This is a genomic window from Rhodococcus sp. PAMC28707 (assembly GCF_004795915.1).
GTDB lineage: Bacteria > Actinomycetota > Actinomycetes > Mycobacteriales > Mycobacteriaceae > Rhodococcoides.
This window is the reverse complement of record NZ_CP039253.1, coordinates 2,663,387-2,686,470: the sequence shown is the minus strand read 5'-3', so window position 1 is coordinate 2,686,470 and position 23,084 is coordinate 2,663,387. Positions and strand designations below refer to the sequence as shown.

Genomic DNA, 23,084 nt, shown 5'->3' with positions numbered 1-23,084 from the left:
CCCCCTACTCGACCCGCTGAGAAGTACACCCCGAGAAACGGAGCACCATGCGTCTCACCGACGAGGTCCAAACCCTGCTCGATACTTTGAACGCCGGATTTCCGCGCGTGGAGGAGATGACGGGCGCTGACGCACGTGCTGCGGTACTGGCCCGCAAGCAGATTGCTCCAAATCCGGAACCCGTTGGCTCGGTATCCGATACAGACATCGAAGGCCCTGGTGGCCCGCTCCCGCTACGCATCTACCAACCGCTCTCGAGCACCACGCACGCAGCAGCGAAGCGGCCCGTCATCGTCTTCGCACACGGCGGCGGTTTCGTGTTCTGCGACCTGGACACTCACGACGAACTGTGCCGAGCCATGACGAATGCTGTTGATGCAGTGGTCGTCTCGGTCGACTACCGATTGGCTCCAGAACATCCAGCGCCTGCTGCGGCCATGGACGTACACGCGGCGCTCGAATGGGTTCGCGCGCACGCCGACGAGCTGGGGGCAGACCTCGATCGGGTCGTCGTCGCCGGAGACAGTGCAGGCGGAAACTTGGCGGCGGTGACCGCTCTGATGGATCGCGACGCCGCGTGGCCCGCGATCGCCGGCCAGGTCCTGATCTACCCGGTGATCGACGACAACTTCGACACCCCCTCGTACGTGGAATACGGCGAGGGCTACTTCAACACTCGGAACGCGATGCAGTGGTACTGGGAGCAATACGCACCCGGGGGCATCCGCAATTCCGAGCACCCCCATCACATCTCCCCTACCCGAGCCGACACGCTCGCAGGCCTACCGCCTGCCATCGTCATCACCGCCGGGTGCGATCCACTCGACCACGAGGGAACTGCCTACGCAGAACAACTCAGAGCCGCCGGAGTGCCCACCACCCATCGCCGCTACGACGGCATCTTCCACGGCTTCCTGACCATTCCCTCCCTCACGATCACCGCCGAAGCGCGAACCCAACTGTGGGCCGACCTCACCGAGCTGCTCTCCTGAGTCTCTTTCCTTGCCGCACAACCAGTTTCACTGAGATAACGGTCGGGGCTCAGGCGTCGTTTGCGCAGCGGAAACCGAGGTTGGCCGAGGCTGAGTCCGGGGTGTTCGACGCGCGCGCGGCCACCCGGTAGCGGTTGCAATACGAGTCGTGGCACAGGAACGATCCACCGCGCATGACGCGATTCTCGCCGGCGTCCGGGCCTGCGGGGTTCTGCACGGGTGAGCGCTGGTAGTAAGCGGGGTCGAAGAAGTCGGCGCACCACTCCCACACGTTGCCGGCCATGTTGTAGAGCCCGAACCCGTTGGGCCGGTACATCTTCACGGGAGCGGTGGTGAGGAACCCGTCCTCCTCGGTGTTCACGTCCGGGAACTGGCCCTGCCAGATGTTGCAACGCCACTGCCCGCGCGGGGTCAGTTCGTCGCCCCAGGCGTACCGCTTGCCGGCCAGTCCGCCCCGGGCGGCGTATTCCCACTCTGCTTCGGTGGGTAGGCGCTTGCCCGCCCACGCGGCGTAGGCCTGCGCGTCGTGCCAGGACACGTGCGTCACGGGATGATTGGATACGTTGCCGATGCCGGAGAGTCGGCCCTCGGGATGGCGCCAATCTGCGCCGCGCACCGTGAGCCACCAGGGCGTGGTGTCGAGCCTGTGGAGCACGTCCGCACGGTCCGCGGACATGGCAAGGTGGAAGACGGCGGAGCTGCCATGAATTTCGGACTCGGTGACGTACCCGGTGGTTTTGACGAACTTTGCGAAAGCGCTGTTGGTGACTGCGGTGGCATCGAGATAGAACGATGCGAGTTCGACAGTATGCACGGGGACCTCGCCGTCAGCGGGGTAGCCCTCGCCGAACGCGTCGCCCATCTCGAAGGCTCCGCCGGGGATCAAAATCTGCCCCTTGGTGCTACGAGGCGAGCGGGGAGCGGCAGCCTCCGGGGCGAGTGAACCTGCGCGAGCTGCGCCTGCGCAGCAGGGGGAGGTGCTCATGCTGATTCCGAGGGTTCGGTGACAATGTGGGCCAGCAGTTCGGCGAGGCGGCGCTCGATGTCCTCACGGCCGGACGGCTCGATATCGAACGCGGACAACATCTCCTGGCTGAAGATCGACCAGCCGAAAATCACGGTGAGCGCGGCCATCAGGCGTAGATCATGGTCCGGCTTCTGCGGCGACATGGCACGCACCTGACCGATAACCCGCTGCTGAGCGCTCGCAAGTGGGCCAGGCGAGTCCCCGTCACCTTCGAGCGCCAGCCACGCGAGCATGCGCACGAAATCGGTGTTACCCGTGGAGCCGAGAAACATTTGCTGGATCGCTTCCGGGGCGCTCGTGCTCGAATCCAGACGTTTGACGCCCTGTTCGAGGGTGTCGGCGATAACTTCTTGCACCAGTTCGTCTTTGCGGCCGAAGTGGCGGTGAATCAGCCCGACGTTGACCCGGGCGGCCGCTGCAATGTCGCGCAACGAGCCGCGGGTGCCTTCTCTGGCGAAACGCACACGCGCAGCCCGCAGGATCGAGCTGCGCACGGCGTCGCGGCCCTGCGGACGCGCGTCTGCCGAAGACTGGTCTCGTTCTTTTTCGGAATCCACTGTACGAACTGTAGTCGATCGGCTACATTCGATCGATGTAGTCGACCGACTACAGTTGAGGAAGCGGGAGTTCAGCAGTGGTGAACCGGTATTCGATTCCCATCCAGCAAAAGCCGTCGACGGTCTCTGCGGCCTACGACTATCGGACGCAGAACCCTCAGTTCAGCCGTCCGGAGAAGATCCGCCCGCCGTCGGGCGCGCCGAACGTGCTGCTCGTGATGGTCGACGACGTCGGCTTCGGCGCCGCCTCGGCCTTCGGCGGCCCGTGCCGCACGCCCACCGCCGAGCGGCTGGCCGACGGCGGCATCAAGTACTCGCGTTTTCACACCACCGCGCTGTGCTCGCCTACGCGCTCCGCGACGCTGACCGGCCGCAACCACCACAGCGTCGGCTTCGGCGTCATCGCCGAGCAGGCGGGAACCTCACCCGGCTACAACGGCACCCGGCCCGACTCCGCCGCCACCGTCGCGCGAGTACTGCAGGGCAACGGCTACGCGACCGGCGCGTTCGGCAAAATGCACCAGACCCCGCCGTGGGAGATCACGCCCGCCGGCCCCTTCGACCGCTGGCCGCTGCGCGAGGGTTTCGAGAAGTTCTACGGCTTCCTCGGCGCGGAGTCGGACCAGTTCGAGCCGGTGCTGGTGGACGGCTTCACGGTCATCGACCCGCCGAAGACGCCCGAAGAGGGCTACCACATGACCGAGGACCTGGTGGACCAGACGCTGAACTGGGTCGAGGGGGTCAAGACGATGGACCCGGACAAACCCTGGTTCGCGTATGTTCCGTTCGGCGCCTGCCACGCCCCACTGCAGATCCCGGATAGCTACCTGTACAAGTACCGCGGCGAGTTCGACCACGGCTGGGACCGCCAGCGTGAGCTCACCCTCGAGAAGCAGATCGAGCTGGGCGTCGTCGGGCCGGACACCGTCCTCGCGCCGTGGGCGCCGGGCCTGCCGCACTGGGACGAGCTGGACGAGGACCAGAAGAAGGTCTCCGCCCGGCTGATGGAGATCTACGCGGCGTTCCTGGAGCACACCGACGACGAGGTGGGCCGCCTGGTCGACACCCTCGAATCACGCGGCGAGCTCGAGAACACGCTGATCATCTACATGCTCGGTGACAACGGGGCCTCTGCCGAGGGCGGCATGGAGGGCTCGTTCAACTACCTGGCCGGGCTCAACGGCTTCAAGAGCACCACGGCCGAGGTGCTCGCGCGCCTCGACGAGCTGGGCCAGCCCTCGAGCTACCCGCACTACCCGGCCTCCTGGGCGATGGCCCTGGACACCCCGTACCAGTGGGCCAAGCAGGTGGCCTCGCACTACGGTGGCACCCGTAACGGCCTGATCATGCACTGGCCCAAGGGGATTGCCGAGACCGGCCAGGTCCGGCACCAGTGGCACCACTGCATCGACATCACGCCGACGATCCTCGAGGCGGCCGGCATCCCCGCGCCGCACATGGTCGACGGCACCCCGCAGACGCCGATGGAGGGCGTCGCGATGAACTACACGTTCACCGACCCCGACGCGGAGGATCGCCACACCACCCAGTATTTCGAGATCTTCGGGAACCGTGGCATCTACGACCACGGCTGGACCGCGGTCACCGCACACCGCCCCCCGTGGCTGATGGCGACGCGCGGGGTGAAGCTGCCGACGATGGACGAGGACCGCTGGGAGCTCTACGACACCACCCAGGACTGGTCGCAGGCGGCGGACCTGGCCGAGGTGTATCCGGAGAAGCTGGCCGAGCTGAAGCAGAAGTTCGTCATGGAGGCCTCGAAGTTCCAGGTCTTCCCGCTCGACGACCGAACCGTCAGCCGTTTCCCCACCGAGGAGTCCCGGCCGCCGCATCCGATGCGTGGGCGCACGCGGATGAAGCTCTACCCGCACATGGACGGCCTCAACGAGAAGGCCGCGCCGAACTTCTTCAACCGCTCCTTCTCGATGACCGCACGGATCGACGGCGATTGCAGCGCGGCCAGCGGCGTGCTGGCGAGCATCGGCGGCCGCTTCGGCGGTCTGTCCTTCTACGTGCTCGAGGGCAAGCCGGTGTACTGCTACAACTACAGCGGCGGCGGAGTCACCCACGTCCGCGCCGAGCAGACGATCGCCGCGGACGCGAAGGTCCTCGCCGTCGACTTCGATTACGACGGCAAGGGCTTCGGTATGGGCGGCGACGTGACGATTTCGGTCGACGGCGCGGTAGTGGCTCAGGGCCGGGTCGAGGCCACCGCGCGCGGCATCTTCAGCATGAACGAGCAGTTCGACATCGGCCGTAACCGTGGCAGCGCGGTCTCGCCGGATTACCAACGCAAGGGCCCCTTCGCGTTTACCGGCACGCTCACCTACCTCGAGGTGGATCTGCCTGCGGCGGAGGACATCTCTGCGGCGGAGCGTGCCCAGATCGAGATGGCGACACACTAGCGGCCACGCTCCACCCAGCCCATCGACCCATCCCGCGGTAATCGATCGCGGTTCGGTCTCCACAATTCGAAGGAACTCAATGACTGTTTTCAGGCAACGGCGACTGGGCACTATGGCGATCGCCGCCATGGCGAGCGGCCTGCTCCTGGTCGGCTGCGCGAGCAACAACGGTGGCGGGTCGGGACCGGAGACCGAACCTGGCGCTGTCGGCATCATCGGCGACCAGGCCGACGGCGGCACCCCGGTGGACGGCGGCACCCTCAGCTTCGCCGGCTATTCCCCGGTCGCCAGCCTGGACCCGACCAAAACCCAGCCGGCCGGTTCCACCGGCGGCACCGAGATGGCCGCTGTATACGACCTCCTCGTGCGCTACGACGCCGAATCCCAGTCCTACAAGCCACAGCTTGCGGAATCGCTCACTTCGAGCGAGGACTACACAACCTGGACCATCACGTTGCGCGACGGCGTCACCTTCAGCGACGGCACCCCCCTGGACGCCGCCGCCGTGGTCGCCAGCACCAACCGCTTCAACGAAAAACGTGGCGCCAACACCCAGGCATTCCAGGCCGGCGTCAAGTCTGTCGAGGCCACCGATGCATCCACGGTCGTCTACACGATGAACCAGCCGTGGAGCGAGTTTCCGTCGATACTCGTCTTCGGCCACGGCATGATCGTCGCGGCCGGCTCGGACCAGCCGGATGGCACGTTCACGCCGGTCGGCGCCGGTCCGTTCGCCTTCGAGTCCATGGCCCCGGGCAGTGAACTCGTGCTCACCGCCCGCGAGGACTACTGGAACGGCAAGCCACATCTGGACACCCTGAAGTTCGTCGACATCAAGGATGATCGGCCCAAGATCGAAGCCCTCGACACCGGCGGCATTCAGATGGGTTTCCTGCTCAACGCCGCATCCATCGACGAGGCCAAGGCCACCCTGCCGGGGTTTTACGAGACTCTGGGCCTGTCCAACCCCGTCGTGCAAATCAATCAACGTGACGGCCGCCCCGGCGCCGACCTGCGGGTACGCAAAGCCATGCAGCTGGCGATCGACCCCGAGGTCATCGACATGCGCGCCAAAGACGGCAAGGGCATGCCCGGCACGGAAATCTTCCAATCCTGGTCCAAATGGCACAACGACGTCCCTCCCGTGGCGCTGAATACCGGCGAGGCCACCGAGCTCGTCGACGCCGCCAAGACAGACGGCTTCGACGGCACGATCACGTACTTCACTTCGCAGACGCAGGCCGGGCAGGCCGCAGCCCTGGCCATCCAGGCGATGCTCGCGCCGGTCGGCATCGATGTGAACATCGAGTACGGTGCCTCGATCACCGACATCGTCAAACGCATCTATGTCGACAAGGACTTCGACATAGCCACCGGCGCCTACAGCATCTCGGACGCCGCGCCGTTCCTGCGTTTGTTCAATTCGCTGCACAGCACGTCCACCAACAACATCCTCGGCGTCGACGACCCGAAGATGGACCAGCTTCTCAGCGACGTCCAGACTGCGAAGGACGACGACACCAAGCGTGCGGCTATGGCCAGCTTGCAGACCGAGGTCAACGAAACTGCCCCGTACCTGGCGCTTTCTGCGGGTGCGAACTTCGTGCCGTGGACCGACAACGTGCACGGCGCGGTCCCGAGCCTGGACAGCATCATCTTGCTCGATCAGGCGTGGATCCAATAATCCAGACCACACGCTTTGCCCCCACGTTCCCCAGCATTCAAAAGGAGCTTGTACCAGTGAGTAATAACGACACAGTTGCTACGGCGGCACCGGCAGCCCCAGCCAGGCGGAGCCCCTTGTCCGCGGTGTATGTGCGACCTCTGCACCGGACCGCCGACGACAGCGCGCAGGCTCCCTACACCCTCTTCGATGTAGTCCCGTACTCCCGGACGATCGGCGCAGAAATCCGCGGAGTGGATCTGTCTGCGAAGATCGATCCGCAACTGCAGGCCGAACTGCACCGATGCCTACTCGAGTGGAAGGTCATTTTCTTCCGTGACCAGAGGCTCGACTCGCGCGCCCACCGCGATATGGCCTCGCTGTGGGGGAAACCAGAGGTCCACCCCTTCCTTCCCAAGGCCGATCACCCCGAGGTGGTCCTGCTCCAACGTGGCGAGCACGATATCCCGGTAGAAAATGTGTGGCACAGCGACGTCTCTTTCATGAAGGCACCTGCGATGGGATCCATTCTCAAAGCCGTCCAGGTACCACAAACCGGCGGCGATACCCTCTGGGCCGACATGGCGGTGGCTTACGACGGGCTGTCTGATGCTGTGAAGGAGCGAGTCGAGGGCAAGATGGCCGTCCACAGACATCAGTTCGGACGAGGTCTGGCACCGGAGGAAAAGGCGAAGAAGGATCGGGAGAACCCGCCTCAGGAGCACCCTGTTGTTCGCACACATCCAGAGACCGGACAGAAGCTGATCTACGTCAACAAGGTGTTCACTTCACACATCCTGGGGATGGACCGTGACGAAAGCGACGAGTTGCTGGAGATCTTGATGCGCGAGGCGACCCACCCCGAGTACCAGTGCCGCTTTCACTGGGAGCCCGGTTCCGTCGCATTCTGGGACAACCGTGCGACACAGCACTATGCGTGCGGTGACTACTACCCTGATCCCCGCACGATGCAGCGCGTGACGATCACCGGTGATGTCCCGTTCTAGCCCCCAGCGTGTGACTCGACACTGGGCAGCGGCCCGAAGGTGAGACGAACATCGTGGTGGTGCTCGTCGAAGACATGGGTCACTCGGATTCCGCAGCACGCGAGAGTCTGCAGGAAGTACATCACCTGAAGTAGCTTCGCCACCTTGTGCGCACCCTCGGGTGCGCACAAGGTGGCGCGCTGTTGCCGCGTGCGCTTGCACGCGAGCCAAAGGCTTTGCAACACCGTCGACGCACGCCGAGGGGATCAGCGGAAAACGAGACCACCGTCGATGAGGGCGGCTTGCCCTGTCATGTAGTCCGAATCGGGACCGGACAGGTAGGACACGAATGCTGCGACGTCTTCGGGTGTCTGCGCGCGTCCGAGCGCGATTCCGCCGACGAATTTATCGTAGGTTTCCCCTTCGGCCGCACCGGTGAGTTCGGCGAACCGTTTGTCGATGGTCACCCACATGTCGGTCCCGACAACTCCCGGGCAATACGCGTTGACGGTGATGCCGTGCGCCGCGTACTCCTTCGCGGCGGTCTGGGTAAGCGCGCGGACCGCAAACTTGGTGGCGCTGTAGACCCCGAGCATCGCGAAGCCGTCATGACCTGCGATGGACGACGCGTTGACGATCTTGCCCTTCTGCTGCAACGACCTGAATTTCGCTGCAGCAGCTTGGATTCCCCACAGCACACCGTCGACGTTGACCGCCCAGATTTTCCTCGTATCCTCCGGACGAACGTCATCGAGAGGAGCAACCTGCGCAATTCCGGCATTGTTGATCATCACGTCGAACCCACCGAGCGCCTCGTGCGCATGATCCACCGCCGCGAACACCTGGTCCCGATCGCTGACATCGGCGACGAATATGGTTGCCTTCCTGCCGATCTCGCGGACCTCGTCGGCGACACCGAGAATCTTGGCCTCGTCCAGGTCGACCAGCGCGATGTCGTGCCCGTCATGGGCGAGTCGAAGTGCGATTCCGCGACCGATGCCTTGGCCCGCGCCGGTGATCAGTGCAACGCTCATGCCGCACCTTCGTTCGGATCGACGAGCACCTTCATCTTCGTACCCGCGTGCAACGCTTCGAATCCGTCGTCGATGACGGATTCGAGTGCGATCTTGTCCACCCAACCGGTCGTGTCGTATTTGCCCTGCGACATGAGATCGATGACCGCGTCGTAGTCCGCCGAGGTGTAGCACAGCGAGCCTTGAATGCGAGACTCGTTCATCACGATCTTCTGAAGTGGTGTCATCAAAGGCTTTTCGTAGATCGCGACACTGATCAGCGGTTTGCGGGCACCGATGCACCCCAGGGCCGTCTCGACGGCGGGTTGCACGCCTGCCGCATCGTAGATCGCGTCGGCGCCGCGGCCGTCGGTGTTGTCGGCGATGAAGGCCGGCACGTCGACGGCCAAAGGGTCGAGCGTTTTGGCGCCCAGAGCCTCGATCGATGCGCGACGGGTGGGCGAGGGCTCCACCACGTAGACGTCTTCGAGTCCCTTGCCACGGAGAGCGAACCAGAGACCGATTCCGATCGGTCCGGCGCCGAAAACCATGGCGGTATCGTCGGGTTTCGGTTCACCGAGAGTTGCAGCGTGATAGGCGACGGACATCGGTTCGACGAGCGCCCCCAACTCCATCGAGACGTTCGCGGGGAGTGCGTGAATCATGTTCGTGGGCACTACCGTGTACTCGGCCATTCCGCCGTCGGACATCAATCCGTGGAAGCCGATCTGCTGGCAGATATTGTAGTTGCCCGCCCGGCATGGACCGCAGTGGCCGCATCGATAGAGGGGTTCGATGGCGACGCGATCACCGATCTTCGTCCCGGTGACGCCTTTGCCCACCTCGGTGACCGTTCCCGAGAATTCATGGCCGAGGACGAGCGGGAGCTTCTGACCGGTGAGGGGATGCGGTTCGGTCGGGATGAAAATCGGTCCTGCGTAGTACTCGTGCAGATCGGTACCGCAGATACCGTTGTATCCGACCTTCAGTTTGACCTGCCCCTCACCGGGTGAGGGTTCGGGTACGTCGGCGATCTCCACTTTGTTCGGGCCGTAGTACACAGCTGCGCGCATCGGGTACTCCTGAGTTGACGAGGGTCGATGCACGTATGTCTATGTGACCTGAGGCGCAGGCGACAGGGTTGCAGCGCGTTGCATTTCTAACGATCGTCAGCGCAAGTACCCTTTCGCCGCCCCGCACATCCTGAAGAAACTTCGGCTCGCAAACACCGCCGCATGCAACCCATTGCAACTCTCGACCAACGCGCGCCTGCGGTGTGTGCTGGATCACAGAACACGCACACGAGCAACAAGGGAGTTGGCATGACCCAGACCATCGAGCCTGTAGAAGCAACACGGTTTCAGAGCCCCCAGGAACGCGTCGACGCATGGTTGGCCGACTTCGAGGCCGCACTGACGGCCCGGGATATAGAGCGGGTCACTGCCAAGTTCACCGTGAGCAGTTTCTGGCGAGATCTGGTCACGTTCACGTGGAACCTGAAGACCGTCGAGGGCCGTGAGGGAATCGCGGCCATGTTGGAGGACCGTCTCGACGACACCGACCCGTCGAATTTTCGGACGATCGAAGCCCCCGACGAGGCCGACGGTGTCACTTCGGCGTGGATCGAGTTCGAGACCGCGACCAGCCGCGGCAAGGGGCATCTGCGTTTGAAGAACGACCCGGAAACCGGGGAGGACACGGCCTGGACGCTGCTCACCACGATGCAGGAACTCAAAGGCTACGAGGAGCGCCAGGGCCACACCCGCATCAAGGGCGCGGTGCACGGCTCCAACGCCGACACCCAGAACTGGGCGGAGAAGAAGGAGATCGAGGAAAAGGAACTCGGCTACACGGTCCAGCCGTACGCATTGATCGTCGGCGGTGGCCAGGGCGGAATTGCTCTCGGCGCACGATTCCGCCAAATGGGTGTGCCCGCGATCGTCGTCGATCGCGCGAACCGGCCCGGGGATCAGTGGCGCGGACGCTACAAGTCCCTGTGCCTGCACGATCCGGTCTGGTACGACCACCTGCCGTACTTGCCGTTCCCAGCCAACTGGCCGGTCTTCGCCCCGAAGGACAAGATCGGCGATTGGCTCGAGATGTACACCAAGGTCATGGAGGTTCCGTACTGGAGCCGGACCACCGCGAAGTCCGCAACATACGACGAGGCCACCGAAGAATGGACCGTCATCCTCGACCGCGACGGCGAGGAAGTGATCCTGCGACCCAAGCAGTTGGTGATGGCCACCGGAATGTCCGGTAAGAAGAACGTTCCGAACTTCCCAGGAATGGACGAATTCGAAGGCGAGCAGCACCATTCGAGCGAACACCCCGGTCCCGACGCGTACGTCGGCAAGAAGGTCGTCGTCGTCGGATCGAACAATTCAGCGCACGACATCTGCAAGGCACTGTACGAAACAGGCGTCGACGTGACGATGCTGCAGCGATCGTCCACACACATCGTCAAGTCCGATTCGTTGTGCGAGATCGCCCTCGGTGACCTGTATTCCGAGCGTGCCGTCGAATCCGGAATGACGACGCAGAAGGCCGACTTGACGTTCGCCTCGCTGCCGTACCGGATAATGCACGAGTTCCAGATCCCGGTGTACCAGCAGATCGCGGAGAAGGACAAGGACTTCTACGATCGACTGGAGAAGGCCGGCTTTCAGCATGATTTCGGCGACGACGGTTCAGGGTTGTTCATGAAGTACCTGCGCCGGGGTTCGGGATATTACATCGATGTCGGCGCCTCGGAACTCGTCGCCGACGGAAAGATCAAACTTGTTGCTGGACAGGTCGATCGGATCAGTAAGACCGGTGTCGTGCTGGCCGACGGCAAAGAACTGCCCGCGGACCTCATCGTCTACGCGACCGGTTACGGGTCGATGAACGGCTGGGTCACCGACCTGATCGATCAGGAGACCGCGGACAAGGTCGGCAAGTGCTGGGGCCTCGGCTCGGACACCACCAAGGACCCTGGCCCGTGGGAGGGAGAGCAGCGCAACATGTGGAAGCCGACGCAGCAGAAGAACCTGTGGTTCCATGGCGGCAATCTCCACCAATCACGACACTATTCGCTGTACCTGGCACTGCAGATCAAGGCACGCTACGAGGGCATCGACACCCCGACCTTCGGCCTGCAGGAAGTGCATCACCTGAAGTAACCTTTCAGCGGTCTTGTGCGCACCCTCGGGTGCGCACAAGACCGTTCGAGTTACTGTCCCTTCGCTTTCGCGAGCTACTGCCCCTGCGCTTTCGCGATCAGCGCGTCCTCGGCGCGTACCTGGTCCAGATTGACCACCCGAGTCGGCAGGATCGTCGAGTACAGCCAGTCAGTGGCAACTCGAACTCTCGCCGCGGCGGTCGGCAACGCATAGAGGTGATAGCTGCGGGCAACGAACTTCGCGACCGGCCCCTTCAGCGGTATCCCCAAAGGCTTTGCAACACCGTCGAATCCGCCCAAATCCGCAACGAGTCCGAGATCCTTGTGGAAATACGGCTTCGATTCTCCGACGCCGAGGCTTGCCGCCACATTCTTCGCAACCTGCACCCCTTGCCGCTGCGCATGTTGAGCGGTCGGCGGTGTGGGTTTCGACGCATCCAATGCGAGATCGGGCACCGCAGCCGCGTCGCCGATGGCCCAGACGTTCGGCACTCCCGCCACTGTCATGTCGGGTTCCACGACGAGACGACCCTTCTCGGTCGGCAGGTCCAGCTTGGCGATCAGCGGACTCGGCGCCACTCCCGCGCCCCACACGAGAGTCCTCGACGGCACGACGGTTCCGTCGGTCAGCGTCACCGAGGTTGCGGTGGCCGACGCTACCGACACCTCGAGCCGGATCTCGACCCCACGTGCGGTCAATACGTCCATCGCTTCCTTGCCGAGCTTGTCCCCCAGCTCCGGTAGAACTGCAGGCGCCAGGTCGACGAGAAGCCATCGAACATCACTCGGGTCGATGCTCGCCCAGCGGGTCGCTATTCCTTTGACCCAGTTCTGCATCTGCGCAACAAATTCCGTGCCCGTGTACCCCGCGCCGACAGCGACGACGGTGAGCCGCTCGATCCGCTCTGCGCGACCGGCCGGAGTATCGGGCAACGAGTCGGCGGCATCGAGCTGCGCGAGGACATGGTTGCGGATGAACGTTGCCTCGCTCAAGGTCTTGAGCCCGTGCGCGTTCTCGGCGACACCTGGTATGTCGAATTGTCTGGTGACCGATCCTGGCGCGAGAATCAGCTTGTCCCACTCGATTTCGGTGATCCCGTCCCTGCCCTCGACTCTCAGCGTGCGTTCGCCGAAGTCGATCGAGGAGACATGACCGAGCACGGTGCGAGTGCGTCGCAACGTCTGCCTGATGGAGACGGCGATGTCACGCGGGTCCAGTACGCCCGTCGCGACCTCCGGCAGGAGTGGGCTGTACAGGAGATAGTCGGTCGGTGCGACGAGCGTCAGGCTCACTCGTTCGGGTTCGAGAAGTTTCTGTAAACGCCTCAATGCGTGAAATCCACCGAACCCGCCTCCGACGACGACAATCCTCGCGGGAGCCAGGGGCAGCGGCGTTTTCGTTCGGGAGCCACGACCGAATGTGCGCATGAACGTCACCTTACTGCGGGTCAGAGGCGGGCGTCGGGAGACCGCGTCAGTTTCGGATCGGTGACGATGGATCCGGCAAGGGCGTCGTCGATCTTCCCCAACACCTCCGCGTCCAGGACGACTTCGGAGGCTTTGACGTTCTCCGCGATCTGTTCCGGCCGCGAGGCGCCGACCAGTGCCGCGGCCACGTTGTCGTTCGCCAAGACCCAGGCGACGGCGAGCTGAGCCATGGTGATGCCGAGGTCTGCGGCGATCGGCGCGAGTTTTTGCACCCGGGTGAGCGTCTTGTCTTCGAGGTAGCGGGAGATCATCTTGTCTCCGCCCTTGTCGTCGGTCGCTCGCGAGCCCTCCGGCAGCGGCTGCCCGGGCAGGTATTTGCCGGTGAGCACGCCCTGCGCGATGGGTGACCAGACGATCTGCGAGATACCGAGCTTCTTCGACGTCGGGACCACGTCTTTTTCGATGACCCGCCACAGTGCCGAGTACTGCGGCTGATTGGAGACGATGGAGAATCCATTTTCCTTGGCCAGCGACTGGCCTCGCCGCAACTGGTCGGCGTCCCACTCGGAGACACCGATGTACAGCGCTTTGCCCTGACGGACGATGTCGCCGAACGCGGCGATTGTCTCCTCGAGCGGGGTCTCGACGTCGTATCGATGTGCTTGATAGAGGTCGACGTAGTCGGTGCCCAGCCTGCGCAACGATGCGTCGATGCCTTCGAAGATATGCTTGCGTGACAATCCGGTGTCGTTGGGGCCTTTCGGTCCGACCGGGAAGTAGACCTTGGTGAAGATCTCGAGCGATTCCCGACGTACCCCTTTCAGAGCCTCCCCGAGGACCGATTCTGCAGCGCCGTTAGCGTAGACGTCGGCGGTGTCGAAGGTGGTGATGCCCGCGTCGAGAGCCGCGTGCACGCACTTGGTGGCGACGTCGTTCTCCACTTGCGAACCGTGTGTCAGCCAGTTTCCATAGGTGATCTCGGAAACTTTGAATCCGCTGTTGCCCAGAAATCTGTATGCCATGAGAAAAACGCTACCCGCGAACCCGGTTGGTTACAGGAAGAACCGAGTTTGCGCAGAAGCCCCCGGAGCTCGTATGCCTTCGATACCGTCAGGTGAGGGTGCACCGAGTGGAGAACACCGTGGAACTGGTTCGTGAACAGATCGCACAGTCGTGGAGTCGAGCCAGGCTCAGCGGCCTCGACCCGTCGGACACATTGGAGGATTTCAGCGTCTCCGAAGTGGACCGGCGCTCACGCTTGCTGTCCGCTGCCGACCCCGTCCTCGACCGTATGGACAGCGTCCTGCGCGGCAGTCGATACTGCGTCATCCTCGCCGACCGCGACGCAAAGCTCGTCGACATCAGATTCGGTACCGACGCTGTCCGCACTCTGGTGGAGTCGACGGGCACGGTGGTGGGTCGGACTTTCACCGAGAACACCTCGGGCACCAATTCGATCGCGACGGTGCACGAGCTCAGAAAGCCGGTATCGGTGCGTGGCGACGAGCATTACATGGAATCGATGAAGATGTTCAGCTGCTATGGATATCCGATCGTCCACCCCGTCACCCGCCGGATCGAGGGCGTACTCGACATCACCTTCCTCGAGCCGGACGACAATCCGTTGCTCGAGCCGATGCTCGGAAATGCTGTCTCGGATATTCAGGACCGACTGTTCGAGGAAACCCGGTGGAGCGAACAGCTCCTCTTCGGAGCGTTCCAGCGCGCCTCGGCACGCAGACGCGGCGCACCGGCCATCGCGATAGCCGACGAAATATTCTTGGAGAACACCAGCGCAGGAACACTTCTCGATGCTGTCGATCACGCCGCCTTGCGGGCACTGACCGACGATCCGGTGCACCGCCAAGGCGTCGTCCGATCGATGACGTTGAGTTCGGGGGTGCGTGCCGCGGTGCGATGGGAACGTCCGGCTTCCGGTGCGGGCATCGTGATCGAGATCGATCCGCTGCGCGAAGGGTCGTGCAGCAGACCGGCTGCACCGTTGATCCGCGCCGAGAAGAAGCGTGGAGCCACCGCCAGTGTCAGCGGCGAACCCGGCTCCGGGCGCACTACGGTGCTGTCCGAGCTTGCCGGTGACGCGAAGTTCTTCGACGCCGTCGATCTCGTGACCAGTGATCCGCACGAGTGGATGACGCTCGTGGGTGCCGCACTCGCCGACTCTGCCGGCGCGGTGGTGATCGAGCATGTCCATCTGCTCACGCCGATGATTGCGCGAAGTCTCTATGTACAGCTTCAAAGCGCAGCTGCGTGGTTTGCCGTGTCTTCGAGTCCCACGCCTTCAGCGTCCGCTGAGCACCGTCAACTCCTCACCGCATGTAGTTCGACGATCGAACTGTCCCCACTTCGAACGCGTAAGCACGAGATCCCCGGCTTCGTGCGCACCTTCCTGGCACAGGTACCGGGCGGAAGCGACCGTCGCATCACGGCGGCCGCGATGACCGCGCTGATGGGTTACGACTGGCCTGGCAATCTGACCGAATTGCGGAGCGAGGTGGCCGAGGTTGCCGCCACCCGTTCGGTCGGTGACATCACGGCGCGGGATCTGATCAGGCCGACGTCGCGAGCGCCTACCGCTTGCCTGGGGGCCCTCGATGCCGCGATGCGCGAGGCGATCGTTCGCGAACTCGAACGCCACGGGGGCAACAAGCGCACCACCGCAGAGCAGCTTGGTATCAGCCGGACCACGCTGTACAAGCGAATGAAAGGCCTCGGCATCGTGGGCTGAAAAAGGTTGTCCAATATCTGAACACTCGCCGGGCGTGATCCAGGTCACGATGGTGTACGAGCGCCATCTACCGGTAGGAGACTTTTGTGAAAATCAAAGCAGCTGTTCTGTTCGAGCCTCACAAGCCGTTCGAGATCATCGAACTCGACATGGATGGTCCCGGACCCGGCGAGGTACTCATCAAGTACGTTGCCGCCGGGCTGTGCCATTCGGATCTACACCTCCTCGACGGGGACCTACCCCCACGTTTCCCGATCGTCGGCGGCCACGAAGGCTCCGGCATCATCGAAGAAGTCGGGCCAGGCGTCACCAAGGTCAAGCCCGGCGATCACGTCGTATGCTCGTTCATCCCGAACTGCGGCACCTGCCGCTACTGTTCGACCGGCCGACAAAGCCTGTGCGACATGGGCGCAACCATTCTCGAAGGCAGCATGACCGACGGCAGCTTCCGCCGTCGTGACAGCAAGGGTACCGAGTTCGGCGCCATGTGCATGCTCGGCACCTTCGCCGATCGCGCCACCATTTCCCAACACTCGGTCGTCAAGGTCGACGACTGGCTGCCGTTGGAAGTCGCCGTGCTCGTCGGCTGCGGCGTCCCCTCCGGTTGGGGAACCGCTGTCTACGCAGGCGGGGTTCGAGCGGGTGATTCGGTCATCATCTACGGCATCGGTGGCCTAGGCATCAACGCCGTGCAAGGCGCTGTTCACTCCGGCGCCAAGCACGTCATCGTCGTCGACCCGCTCGAATTCAAGCGCAACCAAGCACTGAAATTCGGTGCCACACATGCTTTCGCGGACTACGCATCAGCGCAGGAGAAGCTCACCGAGCTCACCTGGGGACAGGGTGCCGATCAAGCGCTGATCCTCGTCGGGACCGTCGACGAAGAGGTCGTCCAGGCTGCGACCGCCGCGATCGGCAAAGGCGGAACCGTCGTCATCACCGGTCTTGCCGATCCTGCGGCCCTGACCGTCCACGTCTCGGGCACCGATCTCACGCTCAATCAGAAGACGATCAAGGGCACTCTGTTCGGGTCGGCGAACCCGCAGTACGACATCGTTCGACTTCTGCGCCTCTACGACGCCGGGCAGCTGAAATTGGACGAGTTGATCACCACGACGTACAGCCTCGAGCAGGTCAACGAGGGATACCAGGACCTACGCGACGGCAAGAACATGCGAGGTGTCATCCACTTCTAGGCACCCGGAGCAGGTGAGCGGAAATACTTCCCCCAGGAAGTATTTCCGCTCTCGTGCGTCATCACTCGGATGCGGTTCACATGTATTTGCGTAACTCCATCTTCGCGATGGACATCTTGTGCACCTCGTCGGGACCGTCGGCGAGTCGCAGGGCCCGAATGTGGGCGTACATCATGGCCAGTGGAAAGTCGTCGCTGACGCCGCCGCCGCCGTGGACCTGGATGGCGCGGTCGATGATCTTCAGTGCCATCTCGGGCGCAGCAACCTTGATGGCTGCGATCTCGGTACGCGCTTGTTTGTTGCCGACCGTGTCCATCAGGTATGCGGCCTTCAATGTCAGTAGTCGCGTCATCTCGATATCGATGCGCGCCTCGGCTATCCAGTCCTGAATGTTGGCGCGTGTCGCAATCGGCTTTCCGAACGTGACTCGCGATACCGCACGGCGACAGAGCAATTCGAGTGCACGCTCGGCCACGCCGATGGTGCGCATCGCGTGGTGGATGCGACCGGGTCCGAGACGTGCCTGGCTGATGGCGAAACCTTCACCCGGGCCTTTCAACACGTCCTTCGAGGGCACTCGAACATTCTCGAAGAGCACCTCGGCATGACCTTCTCGGTCGATGTAGCCGAAGACCGGGAGATTGCGGACGACCGTGACGCCGGGAGCATCGATCGGGACGACCAACATCGACTGCTGACGGTGGGTGGCCGCATCCGGATCGGTCTTGCCCATGACGATGAGCACCTTGCAATTCTTGTGCAACGCGTTGGACGTCCACCACTTGCGGCCGTTGAGGATGTAGTCGTCACCGTCTTCCACCATGCTCATCTCGATGTTGGTGGCATCGGAACTGGCAACTGCAGGTTCGGTCATGGCGAATGCGGATCGAATTGTGCCGTCCAGCAGGGGCTTCAGGTACTTCTCTTTGTGCTCTTCGGTCCCGAAAAGCGTCAAGACCTCCATGTTGCCGGTGTCGGGGGCGTTGCAATTGCACGCCTCGGGCGCGAGCAGGCTTCGACCCATGATCTCGGCGAGCGGGGCATATTCGAGGTTGGTGAGCCCTGGCCCCCATTCGGGGTGCGGGTGGAAGAGATTCCAGAGTCCCCGTGACCGGGCTTCCTTCTTGAGGTCCTCGATGATCTGAGGTTGACCGTGTGGATCGCCGAGTTCTCGCATTTGTTCGCTGTACACGGTCTCGGCCGGGTAGATGTGCGAGTCCATGAACTCGAGCAGGTCGGTTTCGTACTTCTTGGCTCGGTCGGTAGTTTCGAAGAACGACACGTGTTTCCCCTCAGTTGTTTTCGCCCATGAGGGCGGTTTGGTAGCGGCGCATTCCGCGAAGCCACCGGTCGTAATCGGATCCTTTGTTGCGGTACATGTCCAACACGTTGGCGTGCGGGAGGATAAGGAACTGTTCTGCGTCCATCGCGGCGAGCACGATCTCGGCGACATCGGCCGGCTCGAGGACGTCACCGGCGGCCAACACTGCCTTGGTCGCAGCGGCACCCAAGGCGCTTCCGGACTCTTGCCCCTCGTAGAGCAACTTGGTGTTGACGCCCATGGGGCACAGGCAGCTGACTCTGATGCCACGATCACCGTAGGTAACATTGAGCCACTCCGAGAATCCCACGGCCGCATGTTTGGTGACCGAGTATGTGGCAGAACCTATTTGAGTGAGCAGCCCTGCAGCAGAAGCAGTACTGACGAAGTATCCCTCACCGCGTTCGATCCACGTGGGCATCAGCAGCTGCGCGGCTCTGATGTGCGCACGAAGATTGACGTCGATGGACAGATCCCAGTCGGCCTCGCTGGCGTCCAATCCCGGGGCGCCGCCGATCCCGGCGTTCGCAAAATAAAGGTCTACCGGGCCGAAAGTATCCTCGGCGAGCGCAATGAGTGCAGTGATGTCCTCGACGACGGATGCATCCCCGCCGAGGGATACCGCCGCGCCCGGACTTGTCTGCTCGATACGGGAGACAACCTCCGAAGCAGCCGTTGCGTTCAGATCGGATACGACGACGCGGGCACCTTCGGCGACCAGTCGCTCGGCGAGCGCTCCGCCGATTCCTCCGCCGCCACCGGTGACGATCGCGACCTTGTCTGTAACCTTCATCACCCAGGTATAGCACGCCCCCTCTCGCACATTGCCTCGAAGGAATAGCGGTCACGCCCTATCAGTTGGACCGCTACGTGACCCAACCCGCAGTGAGCAACCTCGACCTCGACGCATCCGGACTCTTCACCCCCATCGAGGTGAAGTCGTTGAAGTTGAGCAATCGTTTCGCGATGGCACCGATGACACGCGCGTTCTCTCCAGGCGGAGTGCCCCGCGAAAATGTCGCCGAGTACTACCGCAAGCGGGCCGCAGGTGGAACCTCGCTGATCATCACCGAGGGCACCCTGATCCCCGACCCGGCCGCGGGCCCGGACTCCCGAGTCCCCCACCTCCACGGCGACGAAAGCCTCGAAGGCTGGAAGGGCGTCGTCGACGCAGTCCACGCCGAGGGCAGCGCGATCATCCCTCAGCTCTGGCATCTCGGTGTCGAACGAGGCGCGAGCCCGAGGTTCAACCCCGAAGTCGTCACCGTCAGCCCGTCCGGAATTGCTCTCGACGGCTCGCCGGTCGGCCGAGAGTTCACCGCCGCCGATCTGGAAGAGCAGAAGCAGTTCTGGGTCGATGCCGCGGTGAATGCCAAGAAGACCGGATTCGACGGCGTCGAACTGCACGGTGCGCACGGGTACCTTCTCGACGAGTTCCTGTGGGAGCAGACCAACACTCGCGAAGACGGATACGGCGGTTCGCTGGAGGCCCGCACCCGTTTCCCTGCCGAGGTGGTCGCAGCCATTCGCGCTGCCGTCGGACCGGAGTTTGCGATCGTCTACCGATTCTCGCAGTGGAAGTCGGGTCACTACGACGCCCGCCTGGCCCAGACTCCGCAGCAACTCGAACGCATCCTCGCTCCGCTGGTTCACGCGGGTGTCGATGTCCTGCACCCCTCGACGCGACGTCACTGGGAGCCCGCCTTCCCTGAGCTGTCCGGGGTGGAAGGTGAACGCGGACTTGCCGGTTGGACGAAGTCCATCACCGGATTGCCGACCATCACAGTCGGTTCGGTCGGCCTCGACCAGGTATTCACCGGTGCGTGGGGCAAAGATTCCACCGCAGCAACAACCAGTCTCGACCCACTGCTCGCGCAGTTCGAGCGTGGAGAGTTCGACATCGTCGCCGTCGGCCGGGCATTACTGTCCGACCCCGAATGGGTCAACAAGGTTCAGCAGGGACGTCTCGACGACCGCATCCCGTTCGCACGCGAGCACATCACCGCGCTGAACTGATTTCAGGCCCGGGCGATAGCGCCGCGCAGACTTCGACAGCGCCTGCCGCGGGAATGACCGCGCACACCGGATGCGGCATCTCGCGGCGGGCTCTGACAGAATCTCGTGCGTGATGACGCAGCGGGCACGCCGCATGATCGACGTGGTGGCGAAGCGACTCGGACGCAGCATCACCGCTCTCGACGACGAGGTTCGCGGTTTCGATTCGGCCCATCCGTGGTTCCTGAGCGCCGAGGAACGCGACAATCCAGATACCCGGATCGCGGCGTGGACCGAGGGCAATCGCGTCACGCCGCTGGTGCACGGGAAGACTTACTTCGCGCATCTAGCCGAGGCCTTGTCCAAAGCGGGGCGTGACGACCTGGTCTTCTTCACCGATTGGCGCGGCGATCCGGAGCAGCTCCTCACCGACGACGGCGAGACAGTCGACGATGCATTGTCCGGCGTCGCCGAGCGCGGCGGGATCGTCAAGGGCATGGTGTGGCGCTCGCACATCGAGACTCTCGGGTTCACGGGACGTAAGAACCGCAAGCTCGCCGAGCGACTGGAAGAGTCGGGTGGCGAGGTAATCCTCGACCAGCGAGTTCTGATGCTGGGAAGCCACCATCAAAAGTTCGTCGTCATTCGCTACGTCGGCAAAGACCTCGAGGACGTCGCGTTCGTCGGGGGTATCGATCTCGCACGCGCCCGCCGGGACGACGCCGATCACTTCGGCGACCCCGTCAGTCGGCCGTTCCCCCCGGAGTACGGCGAGACTCCCGCGTGGCACGACATGCAGGTGCAGCTCGAGGGCCCCGCGGTCCGCGACGTCGAGGATGTGTTTCGAGAACGCTGGGAGGACCCAGCCGCACTGTCACGGCTGCCGTGGCATGCTGTTCCGGACATTCTCCGGGGAGTGACGCGCGAGCCTTCGGAGCTCCCGGAGTCACCGGCCGGCCCCGAGCCGCTGGGCACGTGCTCGGTGCAGCTACTCCGGACGTACCCTCGTCGTCGACCGGCATATCCGTTCGCCACCAAAGGCGAGCGCAGTGCAGCTCGTGCGTATGCGAAAGCCCTGCGTCGCGCTCGCCAGCTGGTGTACGTGGAGGATCAGTACCTGTGGTCCGTGGACGTAGCGCGCGTCTTCGCCGCCGCCCTACGTCGTTCACCCGACCTTCGACTCGTCATCGTCGTACCGAAGCATCTCGACGACGACAGCGCGATCACCATCCCGTCGGCGCTGCTCGGTCACTCGGCGGCGCTGGATGTCATTCGAGAGTCCGGTGGCGACCGAGTGTTGGTGCTGGATATCGAAAACGACCGCGGCATACCGGTGTACGTGCATTCGAAGGTCTGCATCATCGACGACGTGTGGGCGGCTGTGGGCTCGGACAACTTCAATCGCCGCTCGTGGACGCATGATTCGGAGTTGACGGCCGCAATCATCGACGAAGATGTCGACCGCCGTGAGCCGGTCGACCCGGGTGGTCATGGCGACCGTGCCCGGGTATTCGCTCGTTCACTACGCCTCGAGTTGATGCGTGAGCACCTCGATCGCGCGCCGGGGGACGACTCGGATCTTCTCGATCCCGGCTCGTTCTTCGACGTTGCCCGTGCGAGTGCCGATCGTCTCGATGCCTGGCATCGCGCACCGGGGGCGACGCCACGGCCAGCAGGAAGGTTGCGCGCACACAATATCGACGTGCCACCGGAATGGCAGCAACGGCTCGCATCGCTGGCATACAGGTTGTTCGTCGACCCCGACGGTCGACCTTTCGGGATGCGGCTGCGGAGACATTTCTGAATCCGACCGGGTGTCCGCGCGACCCACTGGAAGCATGAGATCGTGGGGCATGACGAGTGCGTGGCAGCAGACTTTGCGAAAAGTGACCTGATCGTGAAGGTGACACTGACGTACCTTTCGGCCCTCACGGTGCTGTGCACGGTGTTGGTCTTGCTGTACTGCGTACCTCAACTGGTCGTCTCCGGTGTGATCGAACCTGGGCCGCTGTTCGAGCTGATGGTGGTGTTTCCGACGATTGTCGGCGTAGCTGCTTCCCTGATCGGAGCAGTCGCGGGGGCGATCGCTCTTCCGCGCGTGGTGCGCGGCGGCCAGTACGCAACCGCAGTTATGGCCACAGGTCAGATCATCACTTGCACAATCGCTTTCGCGATCGTTCTCTGGGCTGGCTACTTCGCCACGACAGGCTGGGAGTTGTTGATGCTGCCTCTCGCACTGTTCATCGGCCAAGCCGTCGTCGCCGGGGGTCTTGTGGCGCGATTGCGGCAGGTGCGTCGTGCCACTTAGCGCGAAAACCGCACTCGATACCTGCCGGTATTTCGGTTTCGAACATATGCACTAACAGGGTGTGGATGAAACTGTGGATAACTCGAGGACCAAGGCCTTCAGGCTGTGGATGGCTTGTGGATAGATCTGACGCCCATCACTCTTTCCGCAGGTAGGACTAGGTAAAACTGAATTACACGGCTGTGAGTAACTTTTGGTTGAAGCTAGAACCTAACCTGTGTATGTTGGGGTTTGCAGCCATCTTTTGTCGGACTCCGAGGAAG

19 protein-coding genes are annotated in these 23,084 nt (G+C 63.2%); 10 read left to right on the top strand and 9 right to left on the bottom strand.

What is annotated here, in order from left to right:
• Nucleotides 1-47 precede the first annotated feature (47 nt).
• The gene (locus E5720_RS12140) at nt 48-992 is read left to right on the top strand and encodes an alpha/beta hydrolase (RefSeq protein ID WP_136170859.1); all 945 of its coding nucleotides are present in this window, start codon (nt 48-50) and stop codon (nt 990-992) included.
• Nucleotides 993-1,041: 49 nt separating this feature from the next.
• Here the strand turns inward: E5720_RS12140 and E5720_RS12135 are convergent, their stop codons facing one another.
• Nucleotides 1,042-1,977, bottom strand: coding sequence for a formylglycine-generating enzyme family protein (locus E5720_RS12135; protein WP_136170858.1), 936 nt, complete (start codon nt 1,975-1,977; stop codon nt 1,042-1,044).
• Nucleotides 1,974-2,576 (bottom strand): TetR/AcrR family transcriptional regulator, encoded by a 603-nt coding sequence (locus E5720_RS12130; protein WP_168708341.1) that lies wholly within the window; start codon nt 2,574-2,576, stop codon nt 1,974-1,976. Before E5720_RS12130 ends, E5720_RS12135 begins: the two co-directional genes overlap by 4 nt.
• 80 nt (nt 2,577-2,656) lie before the next feature.
• Between E5720_RS12130 and E5720_RS12125 the strand changes: the two genes are divergently transcribed.
• From E5720_RS12125 to E5720_RS12115, 3 genes are all read left to right on the top strand, one after another.
• Nucleotides 2,657-5,002, top strand: coding sequence for an arylsulfatase (locus E5720_RS12125; RefSeq protein WP_136170856.1), 2,346 nt, complete (start codon nt 2,657-2,659; stop codon nt 5,000-5,002).
• 112 nt (nt 5,003-5,114) lie between these two features.
• Nucleotides 5,115-6,686 carry an ABC transporter substrate-binding protein gene (locus tag E5720_RS12120; protein WP_136170855.1) on the top strand — a complete coding sequence of 524 codons (1,572 nt, stop codon included), beginning with the start codon at nt 5,115-5,117 and terminating at the stop codon, nt 6,684-6,686.
• Between the two features lie 56 nt (nt 6,687-6,742).
• Nucleotides 6,743-7,672 (top strand): TauD/TfdA family dioxygenase, encoded by a 930-nt coding sequence (locus E5720_RS12115; RefSeq protein ID WP_247595938.1) that lies wholly within the window; start codon nt 6,743-6,745, stop codon nt 7,670-7,672.
• Here E5720_RS12115 and E5720_RS21695 read toward each other — a convergent pair.
• The 3 genes from E5720_RS21695 to E5720_RS12105 all read right to left on the bottom strand — a co-directional run bounded on the left by E5720_RS21695 (nt 7,669) and on the right by E5720_RS12105 (nt 9,737).
• Nucleotides 7,669-7,815 (bottom strand): hypothetical protein, encoded by a 147-nt coding sequence (locus tag E5720_RS21695; protein WP_168708340.1) that lies wholly within the window; start codon nt 7,813-7,815, stop codon nt 7,669-7,671. The two genes, E5720_RS12115 and E5720_RS21695, sit on opposite strands and share 4 nt — an antisense overlap.
• A 102-nt stretch (nt 7,816-7,917) precedes the next feature.
• Nucleotides 7,918-8,685, bottom strand: a complete 768-nt coding sequence (locus tag E5720_RS12110; RefSeq protein WP_136170854.1) for an acetoin reductase — start codon at nt 8,683-8,685, stop codon at nt 7,918-7,920.
• Entirely contained in the window at nt 8,682-9,737 is a 1,056-nt protein-coding gene (locus E5720_RS12105; protein ID WP_136170853.1) for a 2,3-butanediol dehydrogenase, read from the bottom strand. The genes E5720_RS12110 and E5720_RS12105 overlap by 4 nt, the downstream gene beginning before the upstream one ends.
• Before the next feature lie 249 nt (nt 9,738-9,986).
• On the opposite strand from E5720_RS12105, the gene E5720_RS12100 reads away from it, so the two are divergent.
• Nucleotides 9,987-11,828, top strand: coding sequence for an NAD(P)/FAD-dependent oxidoreductase (locus tag E5720_RS12100; protein ID WP_136170852.1), 1,842 nt, complete (start codon nt 9,987-9,989; stop codon nt 11,826-11,828).
• 74 nt (nt 11,829-11,902) lie between these two features.
• Here the strand turns inward: E5720_RS12100 and E5720_RS12095 are convergent, their stop codons facing one another.
• Both E5720_RS12095 and E5720_RS12090 read right to left on the bottom strand, forming a co-directional pair.
• Nucleotides 11,903-13,255 (bottom strand): NAD(P)/FAD-dependent oxidoreductase, encoded by a 1,353-nt coding sequence (locus E5720_RS12095; protein WP_136170851.1) that lies wholly within the window; start codon nt 13,253-13,255, stop codon nt 11,903-11,905.
• Between the two features lie 20 nt (nt 13,256-13,275).
• Nucleotides 13,276-14,277: an aldo/keto reductase family protein gene (locus tag E5720_RS12090; RefSeq protein WP_136170850.1), complete on the bottom strand. Its 1,002-nt coding sequence runs from the start codon at nt 14,275-14,277 to the stop codon at nt 13,276-13,278.
• 107 nt (nt 14,278-14,384) lie between these two features.
• Between E5720_RS12090 and E5720_RS12085 the strand changes: the two genes are divergently transcribed.
• Complete coding sequence (locus E5720_RS12085) at nt 14,385-16,001, top strand: helix-turn-helix domain-containing protein (protein WP_247595937.1); 1,617 nt, start codon at nt 14,385-14,387, stop codon at nt 15,999-16,001.
• Nucleotides 16,002-16,087: 86 nt separating this feature from the next.
• Complete coding sequence (locus E5720_RS12080) at nt 16,088-17,197, top strand: NDMA-dependent alcohol dehydrogenase (protein WP_136170849.1); 1,110 nt, start codon at nt 16,088-16,090, stop codon at nt 17,195-17,197.
• A 76-nt stretch (nt 17,198-17,273) separates the two neighbouring features.
• On the opposite strand, the gene E5720_RS12075 is transcribed toward E5720_RS12080, so the two are convergent.
• Nucleotides 17,274-18,479, bottom strand: coding sequence for an acyl-CoA dehydrogenase family protein (locus tag E5720_RS12075; protein ID WP_136170848.1), 1,206 nt, complete (start codon nt 18,477-18,479; stop codon nt 17,274-17,276).
• 10 nt (nt 18,480-18,489) lie between these two features.
• A complete protein-coding gene (locus E5720_RS12070) occupies nt 18,490-19,311 on the bottom strand; it encodes an SDR family oxidoreductase (RefSeq protein ID WP_136170847.1) in 822 nt (273 codons plus the stop codon).
• 173 nt (nt 19,312-19,484) lie between these two features.
• Between E5720_RS12070 and E5720_RS12065 the strand changes: the two genes are divergently transcribed.
• The 3 genes from E5720_RS12065 to E5720_RS12055 all read left to right on the top strand — a co-directional run bounded on the left by E5720_RS12065 (nt 19,485) and on the right by E5720_RS12055 (nt 22,821).
• Nucleotides 19,485-20,534, top strand: coding sequence for an NADH:flavin oxidoreductase (locus E5720_RS12065; protein WP_247596323.1), 1,050 nt, complete (start codon nt 19,485-19,487; stop codon nt 20,532-20,534).
• Between the two features lie 112 nt (nt 20,535-20,646).
• On the top strand, nt 20,647-22,317 hold the full coding sequence (locus tag E5720_RS12060) for a phospholipase D family protein (RefSeq protein ID WP_136170846.1): 1,671 nt from the start codon (nt 20,647-20,649) through the stop codon (nt 22,315-22,317).
• A gap of 93 nt (nt 22,318-22,410) precedes the next feature.
• Nucleotides 22,411-22,821, top strand: a complete 411-nt coding sequence (locus tag E5720_RS12055; RefSeq protein ID WP_136172640.1) for a hypothetical protein — start codon at nt 22,411-22,413, stop codon at nt 22,819-22,821.
• The last annotated feature ends 263 nt before the right edge of the window (nt 22,822-23,084 follow it).